The organism is Enterobacter sp. A8 (assembly GCF_004296595.1).
Classification (GTDB): Bacteria; Pseudomonadota; Gammaproteobacteria; order Enterobacterales; family Enterobacteriaceae; genus Enterobacter; species Enterobacter cloacae.
In genome coordinates this window covers 38,536-51,301 of record NZ_SCMF01000009.1, presented here as the reverse complement: position 1 = coordinate 51,301, position 12,766 = coordinate 38,536, and the positions used below count along the sequence as shown (strand labels likewise).

The window sequence follows — 12,766 nt, the reverse complement described above, 5'->3', positions numbered from 1 at the left end:
ACACGGATTGCCTGGTTTGTTTGAAGGACAAACGGCTGTCAGAAACGGCTAATTATGACACAATTTAACCTGTTTGAATATACAGTATTGGAATGCATTTTCTGATTAGCTGTGTAACAATGTCGAGTTCGCGAGAGATTTCTGAACCCGCCACGCAACTATGCAAATTGAGGCGTGGAAATGGTACACTCGCGCGTTTACACTATTAAGAAACGTATTCAGGAGACACGAACATGGCCAGCAGAGGCGTAAACAAGGTGATTCTCGTCGGTAATCTGGGCCAGGACCCGGAAGTACGCTACATGCCGAGTGGTGGCGCAGTTGCCAACATTACGCTGGCTACTTCCGAATCCTGGCGTGACAAAGCGACCGGTGAGATGAAAGAGCAGACCGAATGGCACCGCGTTGTGCTGTTTGGCAAACTGGCAGAAGTGGCCGGTGAGTATCTGCGTAAAGGCTCTCAGGTTTATATTGAAGGCCAACTGCGTACCCGCAAATGGACCGATCAATCCGGTCAGGAAAAGTACACCACTGAAGTGGTGGTAAACGTTGGCGGCACCATGCAGATGCTGGGAGGCCGTCAGGGCGGCGGCGCACCAGCAGGTGGCGGCCAGCAGCAGGGCGGTTGGGGCCAGCCTCAGCAGCCACAGGGCGGCAACCAGTTCAGCGGCGGCGCGCAGTCTCGCCCGCAGCAGCAGTCCGCACCGGCACCGTCTAATGAACCGCCAATGGACTTCGACGACGATATTCCGTTCTGATTCACGGATATGCAAAATATAAAAACCCAGACATCGGTCTGGGTTTTTTATTCAGTCAGGTATCAGGTAATTACCATCGGCCAGTCTGGTGGCGTATGGCTCATTGCCTCAACCATCACTACTTTAATATTTTCCCAGACGGCGGCAATATCCAGCAGGGTGATACCAAGCAGACCCGTTGCAAACCAGCAAGCCGCGCCCAGTCCTAACAGCGTACTGATGACCGCAAGACCCGCGTAGTCAGATTTACGAAACTGAATGTTCAGCGTGCTGGCTAAAAACATCAGTACCGCACTCAACAAAGGCCAGCGCAGGAGAACCATGCTGGTCGTAATGGTTGCCATAAAACCCATCCTCTCCAAAACAGACGAACTGAATGAAACAGTGTTTCTCGTTACATGATATGTGTGAACTATATCACATTTGTTGATTTATTCGCCAGTGCCTGTGCGAGCAGATTGGGGATTTTATTACGCTGAAAAAGAGAGGCGGCAGGATGGGGTTGCCTTCGACATCGGCGGATGCGAACCCACCACGTGCCGGGAGCAACCTCCTTTGGCCGAGTAGAGGAGGGCAACGGCGTTCCCAGCGATGCCTTTTTATAAATGAAGCCTTATTCTCTGCTGATCCTGGAAATAATGTGGTAATAGCAGAACGTTTATAAAACATTGATCAAATTACACCCGTTCAGGCTGGATAAATATTTCCCTTAATAGAAACGGAACGAATACTTTTAGTTTAGCTTACGGACAAATATTATCGTCATAACGAAATTTAAGATTTTTAATACTAAAAGTCAGTTGCTAACTTCGCATGATTCATGCAACGTAATCACCTGTTTATCAAAGCATCCGGCCTTCATTACTACAGGCGTACAACATGCAGGGATATAGGGCGGGAAATGAATCGTAGCGCGCGGCGCAAGATGCTCAGAGTGGTAGGGATCATCATGGTAGTTATGCTGCCGGTGATGCTTGCGCTATGGTTTGCCCAGCTAAGAGCGGTGTCGGAAACAAGCGCGCAGTTACGCACATTTGCTGAACTGGCTTTAGACAAAACTGAACTGGTTATTGAACAGGTTGATCTGGCCCGGGCCGAAGCGGAAAAATATCAGGGTAAAGTTTGTACGCCGTCACATCGGCAATATATGTTGAACGTGGTTCGCGGCCGTCTGTTCATCGCTGATTTAATTTATGCCGAAGGCCAGAATTTTCGTTGTTCATCCATTTTTACCCCGGATCGGCCTTATGCGATCTCCCCCGCTAATTACATCCGAAAACCTGATATCGCTATCTATTATTACCGTGATACGCCATTTTTCACTGGCTATAAAATGACATATATGCAGCGCGGGAATTATGTCGTGGTGGTTAATCCACTCTCGTACAGTGAAGTGATGTCCACCGATCACTCTCTCTCATGGGGCGTGTACGATACGGTAACGAATGCCTTCTTTTCCGTCAGTCAGAAAGCCAACGTTTCTTTATTAAACTCGATGATTCGGGATAAGGACGTGGTATTTCAAAAAGATGACCGTTTTTATACGGTGGTAAAATCGGATAAACGCCCGATTGCCGCCATCGTTTCAACGTCGAATAAACGCTTCTATGAAACGCTCTACCATCAGGCGACGTTGACGCTGCCGCTGGGAATGATCTGTAGCATCATTATTTTGCTGGTCTGGTCGCGCACCCACCGTGAGCTGAACTCCCCAGGACGATTGCTGCATCGGGCGCTGAATAAACGTCAGCTTTGTGTCCATTATCAGCCAATCATCGATATCAAGAATAATCAGTGCGTGGGGGCAGAGGCATTGTTGCGCTGGCCTGGTTTTAACGGGCCTGTCATGAGCCCGGCGGAATTCATCCCGCTGGCGGAAAAAGAGGGGATGAGTGAACGCATCACGGATTATGTTGTAGAAGAGGTCTTCAGCGATCTGGGCCATTTCCTGGCCGCGCATCCTGACCTCTATATTTCGATCAACCTGTCGGCGACGGATTTTCACTCTTCGCGGCTGATCGCCATGATTTCCGACAAAGCGCGGCACTATGCCGTGCGTGCGCAGCAGATCAAAATCGAAGTGACGGAGCGCGGTTTTATTGATGTGCCGAAAACTACGCCGGTTATCCAGGCTTTTCGTCAGGCGGGTTATGAAGTGGCAATCGACGATTTTGGTACAGGTTACTCGAACCTGCATAATCTCTACTCGCTGAATGTCGATATTCTGAAAATCGACAAATCCTTTATCGACACCTTAACCACCAACAGCACCAGCCATCTTATCGCCGAGCATATTATCGAGATGGCGCAGAGCCTGCGGCTCAAAACCATTGCGGAAGGGGTAGAAACTGCCGAGCAGGTAAGTTGGTTGTTGAAGCGCGGCGTACAGTTCTGTCAGGGATGGCACTTCGCGAAAGCGATGCCGCCCCAGGAGTTTATGACCTGGCAGCAGCAACCTTTGCACTGATAAACCTTAATTCAACTGGTGACGGTAATCGCTTGGCGTGCGGTCAAACTCGCGGCGAAACACGCGGGAAAAGGTTTGTTGCGACACATACCCCAGATCCATCGCGATATCAAAAATAGGCCGCTGCGTAGAGCGTAACGCCTGCGCTGCCAGCAGTAACCTGCGCTGACGAATGTACTCACCCAGCGTCTGGTGCATTACGGTCCGGAACATTCTCTGTAAATACCATTTCGAATAGCCCGACTTTTTCGCGACCACATCAATGTTCAACGGTTGGTCGATATGTTCATCAATCCATTCAATAAGTGTCTGAATAATTTGCTGATGCGACATAAGGTTGCCCTCTGTAGATACAACTTTCCTGGTTGATTCGTCGTTTTCTCTGTGGGGGAGTATAATTCCTCAAGTTAACTTGAGGTAAAGAGGTTTTATGGAAAAGAGATTGCCGAGAATAAAAGCGCTTTTGACCCCGGGTGAAGTGGCTAAGCGAAGCGGTGTGGCAGTATCGGCGCTCCACTTCTATGAAAGTAAAGGGTTAATCAAAAGCATTCGTAACGCCGGAAACCAGCGGCGCTACACCCGTGACGTGCTCCGCTACGTGGCGATTATTAAAATTGCGCAACGAATCGGAATTCCCCTGGCCACCATCGGTGAGGCGTTCGGCGTGTTACCGGAAGGCCACACGCTGAGCCCGAAAGAGTGGAAAGAGCTGTCATCCCAGTGGCGAGAGGAGCTGGACCGGCGTATTCATACGTTGGTGGCGCTGCGTGACGAACTTGACGGGTGCATCGGTTGCGGTTGTTTGTCGCGCAGCGATTGCCCATTACGCAACCCCGGTGACAAACTGGGCGAACAGGGGACGGGGGCGCGGCTGCTGGAAGAGGATTGAGATCTGTTTGCCGGGTGGCGGCTGCGCCTTACCCGTCCTACAAAACCGAGAACGTAGGCCGGATAAGCGAAGCGCCATCCGGCAAAAAGCATAATAAAGAACTAAAGCGCCACATAAGGGCGCTTTAGTTTTTTCCGGTCTTTGTCTTTCTCTCTATCCCGCTGGCTCACGGGAGGGTTTCCCCCGACATCAGCACCCCTCATGTCGAGCTGGTTGAGGAGGTTCCGGTTTGTGCTGACACTTTAATTCTATGTAAGGGCCGCTTTTTAGCCAGTCACCGGGGCCGCTTTTTTGACGAATATTTTTCGCGGTGTTGTTCAATTTTCTATAGTTAAAAAGTATGAATAACAGGAGACCTCTATGCTCACGGTACATCACCTTAACCAGTCGCGCTCACACCGCGTGATCTGGGCTCTGGAAGAACTTTCTCTGCCCTATGAGATTGTTCACTACCAGCGCGAAAAAACGATGCTGGCTCCCGAGTCCCTTAAACGCGTGCATCCGTTGGGCAAGTCACCGGTCATTGAAGACAATGGGCTGATCCTTGCTGAATCCGGTGCCATTCTGGAATATCTGCAGGAAACCTACGACGCAGAATCGCAGCTTAAGCCGCTGGATCCTGCCCATAAGGTGCAATACCGCTTCTGGCTACACTATGCAGAAGGTTCTCTTATGCCGCTGCTGTTAATGAAGCTGGTATTTAGCAGCCTCGGTAAACCGCCCGTGCCGTTTGGGATACGAACGCTGGGGAAAGCGCTGGGTCAGGGCGTGCAAAAAGCCTATCTCAACCCCCAGCTCGAAACCCACGCGCGTTTTATTGAATCTCACCTGGCTGAAAATAGCTGGTTTGCCGGAGAGACTCTCAGCATGGCCGATATTCAGATGAGTTTCCCGATTTTTGCTCTGCTGGCACGCGGCGGTGTCGAGGATCTTCCGCACACCCATGCCTGGAAGAAAAAGGTCGAAAATCGTCCTGCCTGGCAGAGAACCCTGGAACAAGGTGGGCCGTTAACGATCCCTGGCGAGGCGTAATTTGTAACCCCATTGCGCATAAACGATAACGTTTGCGCATCCTCTGCTTATTTCTTCATCGTCATAAGGGAAATTTAGCGAAAAACGAGAAAGTTCAGTTGAAAAGGGCGGTGATTAGGCTGGATAATCGTTTGCCTAAATTTGACCACCCGTTTTGTAAGCGCGGAGCTAAACGTTTGCTTTTTTTGTGACGCCCCTTTTCGTCGCAAACGCAGCACAAGGATTTGACGTTTTGCTGGCAGTGGAGTCTCCACCACGCTTACGGACTTTCTATAAAAACTCTCAGGGGATGTTTTCTATGTCTACGCCATCCGCGCGTACCGGCGGTTCACTTGACGCCATCTTTAAAATTTCTGCTCGCGGCAGCACCGTGCGCCAGGAAATCGTTGCCGGTCTGACAACGTTTCTGGCAATGGTGTACTCCGTCATCGTTGTGCCGGGCATGCTCGGTAAAGCAGGCTTCCCACCGGCAGCGGTCTTTGTTGCAACCTGTCTTGTCGCCGGTGTTGGCTCCATCGTAATGGGGCTGTGGGCGAATCTGCCGATGGCGATTGGCTGTGCCATTTCCTTGACCGCCTTCACCGCGTTTAGCCTGGTGCTGGGCCAACACATCAGCGTACCGGTTGCCCTGGGCGCCGTCTTCCTGATGGGCGTGCTGTTCACCATTATCTCGGCAACCGGTATTCGTAGCTGGATTTTGCGCAACCTGCCGCACGGCGTAGCACACGGCACCGGTATCGGTATCGGGCTGTTTCTGCTGCTGATTGCCGCCAATGGCGTGGGTCTGGTCATTAAGAACCCGCTGGACGGTCTGCCGGTGGCGCTGGGTCACTTCGCCAGCTTCCCGGTGATCATGTCCCTGATTGGCCTAGCGGTGATTATTGGTCTGGAAAAACTGAAAGTCCCAGGCGGCATTCTGCTGACCATTATCGGTGTGTCCATTGTTGGCCTGATTTTCGATCCGACCGTGCATTTCTCCGGTATTTTTGCCATGCCGTCACTGAGCGATGACAACGGTAACTCCCTGATTGGCAGCCTGGATATTGTCGGCGCGCTGAACCCGGTGATCCTGCCAAGCGTGCTGGCGCTGGTGATGACGGCGGTGTTTGATGCCACCGGGACCATCCGTGCGGTGGCCGGTCAGGCGAACCTGCTGGATAAAGACGGTCAGATTATCGACGGTGGCAAAGCGCTGACCACCGACTCCCTGAGCAGCGTCTTCTCGGGTCTGGTAGGGGCTTCTCCGGCTGCGGTCTATATTGAGTCCGCTGCGGGCACCGCGGCAGGCGGTAAAACTGGCCTGACCGCCATTACCGTTGGTGTGCTGTTCCTGCTGATCCTGTTCCTCTCTCCGCTCTCTTATCTGGTGCCAGCCTACGCTACGGCTCCGGCACTGATGTACGTCGGCCTGCTGATGCTGAGCAACGTGGCGAAAATTGACTTTGCGGACTTTGTGGACGCGATGTCAGGCCTGATCACTGCGGTATTTATCGTGCTGACCTGTAACATCGTGACCGGCATCATGATCGGCTTCGCGTCGCTGGTGATTGGTCGCCTGGTCTCCGGTGAGTGGCGCAAGCTGAACATCGGCACCGTGGTTATCGCCGTTGCGCTGGTGGTGTTCTACGCGGGCGGCTGGGCAATCTAAATTGTCCTTTGATGCGAAAACGGGTGGCTCAGGCCGCCCGTTTTTATTTTCAGGACTCATCCCGTTGCCTTTTGCGTTACTCTGGGGAAGATAGAATAAAAGGCACGACGCCTTCCGTAGTACATAAGTAACACAGCAAACAGGGAACGCATGGAAATCTTTTTCACAATACTCATCATGACCCTTGTGGTCTCATTATCCGGGGTGGTTACACGCGTACTGCCCTTTCAGGTCCCCCTGCCATTAATGCAAATTGCCATCGGCGCGCTGCTGGCGTGGCCGACGTTTGGCCTGCACGTTGAGTTCGACCCGGAACTGTTCCTCGTGCTGTTTATCCCGCCACTGCTGTTTGCCGATGGCTGGAAAACACCCACGCGCGAGTTTCTGGAACATGGGCGCGAGATCTTCGGTCTGGCACTGGCGCTGGTCGTCGTGACCGTGGTCGGGATTGGTTTCCTGATCTATTGGGTGGTTCCGGGGATCCCGTTAATCCCCGCTTTTGCGCTGGCCGCAGTCCTGTCGCCAACCGATGCCGTGGCGCTGTCCGGCATAGTGGGTGAAGGGCGGATTCCGAAGAAAATCATGGGCATCTTACAGGGAGAGGCGCTGATGAACGACGCCTCCGGTCTGGTTGCCCTGAAGTTCGCCGTGGCCGTCGCGATGGGAACGATGATCTTTACCGTGGGTGGCGCGACCCTGGAATTCTTTAAGGTTGCTATTGGCGGTATCCTGGCGGGCTTCGTGGTGAGCTGGCTGTATGGCCGCTCGCTGCGCTTCCTCAGCCGCTGGGGCGGTGATGAACCCGCAACGCAGATCGTACTGCTGTTCCTGCTGCCGTTTGCCTCCTATCTGATTGCCGAACACATTGGCGTGTCGGGCATTCTGGCAGCGGTCGCGGCAGGGATGACCATCACCCGCTCCGGCGTAATGCGCCGCGCGCCGCTGGCCATGCGTCTGCGTGCAAACAGCACCTGGGCAATGCTGGAATTTGTCTTCAACGGCATGGTCTTCCTGCTGTTGGGTCTGCAGCTGCCGGGCATTATGGAATCCTCTCTGGTGGCGGCGGAGGCCGATCCGAACGTTGAAGTCTGGATGCTCTTTACCGACATCGTGCTGATCTACATGGCGCTGATGCTGGTGCGCTTCGGCTGGCTGTGGACGATGAAAAACTTCAGCGTGCGCTTCCTGAAGAAAAAGCCGATGGAGTTTGGTTCGTGGACCACGCGTGAGCTGCTGATTGCCTCCTTTGCGGGGGTACGCGGGGCGATTACCCTGGCCGGTGTGCTCTCCATTCCGTTGCTGTTGCCGACGGGCGATGTCTTCCCGGCGCGTTATGAACTGGTCTTCCTGGCGGCGGGCGTGATCCTGTTCTCACTGTTTGTCGGTGTGATTATGCTGCCGATTTTGCTGCAGCATATCGACGCCGGGGACGCTACGCAGCAGCATAAAGAGGAGCGGATTGCCCGCGCTGCCACTGCCGAAGTGGCGATTGTCGCTATTCAGAAAATGGAAGAGCGCCTGGCCGCCGATGCCGAAGAGAACATCGACAATCAGTTGCTGACGGAGGTGAGCTCACGCGTGATTGGTAATCTGCGTCGCCGGGCTGACGGCCGTAACGATGTGGAAAGCTCGCTGCAGGAGGAGAACCTGGAGCGCCGGTTCCGTCTGGCGGCGCTGCGCTCCGAGCGTGCCGAGCTGTACCACTTGCGCGCCACGCGGCAGATCAGCAACGAGACGCTGCAAAAGCTGCTGCACGATCTGGATCTGCTGGAAGCGTTGTTGATAGAGAATCAGTAACGCTGTTTTTGCCCGGTGGCGCTGCGCTTACCGGGCCTACGTGCGCGATCGGTTCCCTCTTCCTGTGGGAGAGGGTTAGGGTGAGGGCACCCAAAATCCCTCACAACATTGCAGCCACGCCTGGGCGCTGTGCGACAAATATATCCCTTCTCGCCAGATCATCCCCAGCTGCCAGTGCAAATCGCTTTCGAGTGGGATCCAGCGCAGCGTGTTTTTATCCAGACGCTCGCAAATCGGCTGCGGCAGAATGGCAATCCCCACGCCTGCCTGCACCATCGCTGCCAGAAAATCCCACTGGCCGCTGCGCACCGCAATGCGCGGCTTCACGCTATGTTGATTAAACAGCGTCATCAGCTGGCGGCTGAGGGCGAAATCTTCGTTGTAGATCAGCAGAGGGTATTCACCGAGCAGTTCAGGTTTCACTGAGTCTCGCTTCAGCCAGTCGCCGGAGCGGGGAACCAGCACGCACAGCGGATGGCTAAAGAGCGGAAGCGTCGCCAGACCGCTCTCTTCCTCAACGGGGAGGGCTGTCATGGCGACGTCCAGCTCGCCGTTGGTTACGGCCTGCTGGACGGTTAATCCACCAAACTCCGAAATTTTGAGTTCAACGCCGGGGTAACGCTGGCGAAACAGGCTAATCGGCCCGGCCATCATCATCCCGACCATCGGCGGAATACCAAGGCGCAGCACCCCTTTGGTCAGGTGGTTAATATCGTCTAGCTCCGCTTCCAGCTGACGAAACTCGGCAAGGATCGCCAGGCCACGTTCAAACACCACGCGCCCGGTATCGGTAAGCAACAGCTTGCGTCCGTCGCGGATCAGCAGGGTACAGTTGAGTTCATCTTCGAGGTTTTTCAGCATTTTGCTGATGGTGGGCTGGGTAACAAATAACTTCTCCGCTGCGCGGGTAAAACTCTGCTGGCGAACCACTTCGACAAAATAGCGCAGCGTTCTTATGTCCATGATTATTCCTCGAAACTATACCTTCGATGATTTTAATTCATTTCAGTCCATACCGTGCGCTCACTATACTGGCGTCTCGTCTCATTTTTGAGGAAAACCCCCATGGCCGTGGCGTTAAGCCGTGTTACGCCTGCCGTTGTGCAACGACTCCAGGTACCGGTTCAGGTACTGCTCTACGCGGGACTGTTTGTTTTTGCGGAATATCTTGTCGGCTGGCTGCATCTGCCGCTGCCTGCCAACCTGGTGGGGATGGTGTTGATGCTGACGCTCATTCTCTGCCGCGTTATCCCCCTTAGTTGGGTGCGTGCCGGCGCGCGCTGGCTGCTGGCAGAGATGTTGCTGTTCTTTGTTCCTGCCGTGGTGGCGGTGGTGAACTATGCGCAACTGCTGATGGTGGACGGCTGGCGGATCTTCGCGGTCATCGCTCTGAGCACGCTGATGGTGCTGGGCGCCACCGCCTGGGTGGTGGACAAGGTTTATCGCTTCGAGATCCGCAGGCAAAAAACATGACTAACTTCCAGATAAGCGTGCTGTGCCTGATTGCCACGCTGGTTATCTACTTTGCCAACAAACGCCTGTATCGTCGCTTTCACGCGCTGCCGCTGATGCCGCTGGTCTTCACGCCGATCCTGCTGGTGCTGATGCTGGTTTTTGGCCATATCTCCTGGCAAAACTACATTGGTGAATCCCACTGGTTGCTGTGGCTACTGGGGCCGGCCACCATCGCCTTTGCGGTGCCGGTGTACGACAACCTGAATATCATTAAACGTCACTGGATGTCGCTCAGCGCGGGGGTGATTACCGCCACGGTGGTGGCGGTCTGTAGCTCCGTCTGGCTGGCGCGGCTGTTTACGCTGCCCGATGAAATTCAGCGTAGCCTGGCCGTGCGCTCGGTAACGACGCCATTTGCGCTGGCAGCCGCTAAACCGCTCGGCGGACAGCCGGATCTGGTGGCGCTGTTCGTGGTTGTCACCGGTGTCTTCGGTATGGCGGTAGGCGACATGCTATTTCTGCGGCTTTCTATCCGTGAAGGGTTGGCAAAAGGGGCGGGATTTGGCGCGGCGTCACACGGCGCGGGAACGGCACGCTCTTATGAGTTGGGTCAGCAGGAGGGGGTTGTAGCAAGCTTGGTGATGATGCTTTCCGGCGTGTTGATGGTGCTGATTGCGCCGCTGGTGGCGTGGGTGATGTTCTGAACTCCCCGGCCCGAAGGCCGGGGATCAAGACTCAGTGTGCGCGGCCTTGTTCCACGCCCAGGCCGGTTTGTGAGCGGATAAACTGGGCGCGGAATTTCTCACGCTCCAGGTTCCCCTCCGGCGAGTTGTCGGTTGCAGAGAAGATCCAGATACCGATAAACGCCACGGCGATTGAGAACAGCGCCGGGTACTCATACGGGAAGAGCGCCTTTTCGTGACCGAGGATCTGCACCCAAATCGTCGGGCCGAGGATCATCAGAATCACCGCGGTCAGCAGCCCCAGCCAGCCGCCTACCATTGCGCCACGGGTGGTCAGTTTAGACCAGTACATGGAGAGCAGGATGATAGGGAAGTTACAGCTCGCCGCAATTGAGAAGGCCAGCCCCACCATGAAGGCAATGTTCTGCTTCTCGAAGAGGATCCCCAGCAGGATCGCCACCACACCCAGAATCAGTACGGTGATTTTGGAGACTTTGAGCTCTTCACGCTCGGTTGCGCCTTTGCGGAACACGTTCGCGTACAGGTCATGCGACACCGCAGATGCTCCGGCAAGCGTAAGCCCGGCCACCACGGCAAGGATGGTGGCAAAGGCCACGGCTGAGATAAAGCCGAGGAAGAGATTGCCGCCTACCGCATCTGCCAGATGCACTGCCGCCATGTTATTCCCGCCAATCAGCGCGCCCGCCGCGTCTTTAAATGCCGGGTTCGCTCCCACCAGCATGATGGCGCCAAAACCGATGATAAAGGTCAGTATGTAGAAGTAACCCATAAACCCGGTGGCGTAGAAGACGCTCTTGCGCGCTTCGCGGGCATCGCTCACGGTGAAGAAACGCATCAGGATATGTGGCAAGCCTGCGGTACCAAACATCAGACCCAGACCGAGTGAAAGCGCGGATATCGGGTCTTTCACCAGCCCGCCCGGGCTCATGATCGCTTCCCCTTTCGGGTGGACAGCCATTGCTTCGGTAAACAGGTTGTTGAAGCTAAAGCCGACGTGTTTCATCACCATAAAGGCCATGAAGCTCGCACCGAACAGCAGCAGAACCGCTTTGATAATTTGCACCCAGGTGGTTGCCAGCATGCCGCCAAACAGGACGTACATCACCATCAGCACACCCACCAGCACCACCGCGACGTGGTAGTTCAGGCCGAACAGAAGTTCGATCAGTTTGCCTGCGCCAACCATCTGGGCGATCAGATACAGCGCCACCACCACCAGCGAACCGCAGGCGGAGAGAATACGAATCGGACCCTGCTTCAGGCGATACGAAGCCACGTCAGCAAAGGTAAAACGCCCCAGGTTGCGCAAGCGTTCGGCGATCAGGAACAGAATGATCGGCCAGCCCACCAGGAAGCCGAGAGAGTAGATCAGACCATCGTAGCCGGAGGTGTAAACCAGCGCGGAGATCCCAAGGAAAGACGCGGCAGACATAAAGTCGCCCGCAATCGCCAGCCCGTTCTGGAAACCGGTAATATTACCGCCCGCAGTGTAGTAATCATTACGGGAACGGACGCGTTTCGACGCCCAATAGGTGATATACAGCGTCAGCACCACGAAAATCAGGAACATGATAATCGCCTGCCAGTTGGTTGGCTGGCGCTGAACCTCGCCGGTAATGGCATCTGCGGCGTGTGCCGCAAAGGGAAGTGTGGCGGCAAGCGCCGTCAGGACTCTCTTCATGATGCTTTTACCTCACGCAGTACCGCTTTATTAAGACGATCGAATTCGCCGTTCGCGCGCCAGACGTAGACGCCGGTCAGCACAAACGAAATCACAATCACGCCAATGCCAATCGGGATGCCCCGTGTGACGCTGGTGCCCTCATGCAGCGGCGTACCCAGCCAGTGTGGGGCAAAGGCGATAAGCAGAATAAAGCCGACGTAGATAATCAGCATGATGATGGAAAGTAAGAAGGCAAACCGTTGCCGTTTATCAACGAGCTCCCTGTAGTGCGCACTATTCTCTATCTGCTGACAAATATCGTTATTCATCACAGAGTTCTCCAGAAGTAAGGT

The 12,766-nt window shown here is 54.6% G+C and carries 13 protein-coding genes; 8 read left to right on the top strand and 5 right to left on the bottom strand.

Going from position 1 to position 12,766, the window contains the following annotated elements; translation table 11 throughout:
• The first annotated feature begins 233 nt into the window (after positions 1–233).
• Complete coding sequence (ssb1, locus tag EQV24_RS22885) at positions 234–758, top strand: single-stranded DNA-binding protein SSB1 (protein ID WP_003860284.1); 525 nt, start codon at positions 234–236, stop codon at positions 756–758.
• Positions 759–820: 62 nt separating this feature from the next.
• Here ssb1 and EQV24_RS22880 read toward each other — a convergent pair whose 3' ends face one another.
• Positions 821–1,102 (bottom strand): YjcB family protein, encoded by a 282-nt coding sequence (locus tag EQV24_RS22880; RefSeq protein WP_008503385.1) that lies wholly within the window; start codon positions 1,100–1,102, stop codon positions 821–823.
• A gap of 557 nt (positions 1,103–1,659) precedes the next feature.
• On the opposite strand from EQV24_RS22880, the gene EQV24_RS22875 reads away from it, so the two are divergent.
• Positions 1,660–3,225: an EAL domain-containing protein gene (locus tag EQV24_RS22875; RefSeq protein ID WP_023622182.1), complete on the top strand. Its 1,566-nt coding sequence runs from the start codon at positions 1,660–1,662 to the stop codon at positions 3,223–3,225.
• Between the two features lie 6 nt (positions 3,226–3,231).
• On the opposite strand, the gene soxS is transcribed toward EQV24_RS22875, so the two are convergent.
• On the bottom strand, positions 3,232–3,558 hold the full coding sequence (gene soxS / locus EQV24_RS22870; protein WP_013095071.1) for a superoxide response transcriptional regulator SoxS: 327 nt from the start codon (positions 3,556–3,558) through the stop codon (positions 3,232–3,234).
• 97 nt (positions 3,559–3,655) lie between these two features.
• On the opposite strand from soxS, the gene soxR reads away from it, so the two are divergent.
• From soxR to EQV24_RS22850, 4 genes are all read left to right on the top strand, one after another.
• Positions 3,656–4,114, top strand: a complete 459-nt coding sequence (gene soxR, locus EQV24_RS22865; RefSeq protein WP_013095072.1) for a redox-sensitive transcriptional activator SoxR — start codon at positions 3,656–3,658, stop codon at positions 4,112–4,114.
• Between the two features lie 360 nt (positions 4,115–4,474).
• On the top strand, positions 4,475–5,146 hold the full coding sequence (locus tag EQV24_RS22860; RefSeq protein WP_013095073.1) for a glutathione S-transferase: 672 nt from the start codon (positions 4,475–4,477) through the stop codon (positions 5,144–5,146).
• Positions 5,147–5,444: 298 nt separating this feature from the next.
• Positions 5,445–6,794 carry a guanine/hypoxanthine transporter GhxP gene (gene ghxP / locus EQV24_RS22855; RefSeq protein WP_013095074.1) on the top strand — a complete coding sequence of 450 codons (1,350 nt, stop codon included), beginning with the start codon at positions 5,445–5,447 and terminating at the stop codon, positions 6,792–6,794.
• Between the two features lie 150 nt (positions 6,795–6,944).
• A complete protein-coding gene (locus EQV24_RS22850) occupies positions 6,945–8,591 on the top strand; it encodes a Na+/H+ antiporter (RefSeq protein WP_013095075.1) in 1,647 nt (548 codons plus the stop codon).
• 75 nt (positions 8,592–8,666) lie between these two features.
• Here the strand turns inward: EQV24_RS22850 and EQV24_RS22845 are convergent, their stop codons facing one another.
• Entirely contained in the window at positions 8,667–9,554 is an 888-nt protein-coding gene (locus tag EQV24_RS22845) for a LysR family transcriptional regulator (protein WP_013095076.1), read from the bottom strand.
• A gap of 102 nt (positions 9,555–9,656) precedes the next feature.
• On the opposite strand from EQV24_RS22845, the gene EQV24_RS22840 reads away from it, so the two are divergent.
• Together EQV24_RS22840 and EQV24_RS22835 are read left to right on the top strand one after the other, a co-directional pair.
• Positions 9,657–10,064 carry a CidA/LrgA family protein gene (locus EQV24_RS22840; RefSeq protein WP_013095077.1) on the top strand — a complete coding sequence of 136 codons (408 nt, stop codon included), beginning with the start codon at positions 9,657–9,659 and terminating at the stop codon, positions 10,062–10,064.
• Complete coding sequence (locus tag EQV24_RS22835) at positions 10,061–10,750, top strand: LrgB family protein (RefSeq protein ID WP_013095078.1); 690 nt, start codon at positions 10,061–10,063, stop codon at positions 10,748–10,750. Before EQV24_RS22840 ends, EQV24_RS22835 begins: the two co-directional genes overlap by 4 nt.
• Before the next feature lie 31 nt (positions 10,751–10,781).
• Here the strand turns inward: EQV24_RS22835 and actP are convergent, their stop codons facing one another.
• Complete coding sequence (gene actP / locus EQV24_RS22830; RefSeq protein ID WP_057072544.1) at positions 10,782–12,431, bottom strand: cation/acetate symporter ActP; 1,650 nt, start codon at positions 12,429–12,431, stop codon at positions 10,782–10,784.
• On the bottom strand, positions 12,428–12,742 hold the full coding sequence (locus tag EQV24_RS22825) for a DUF485 domain-containing protein (protein WP_013095080.1): 315 nt from the start codon (positions 12,740–12,742) through the stop codon (positions 12,428–12,430). The genes actP and EQV24_RS22825 overlap by 4 nt, the downstream gene beginning before the upstream one ends.
• Positions 12,743–12,766 lie beyond the last annotated feature (24 nt).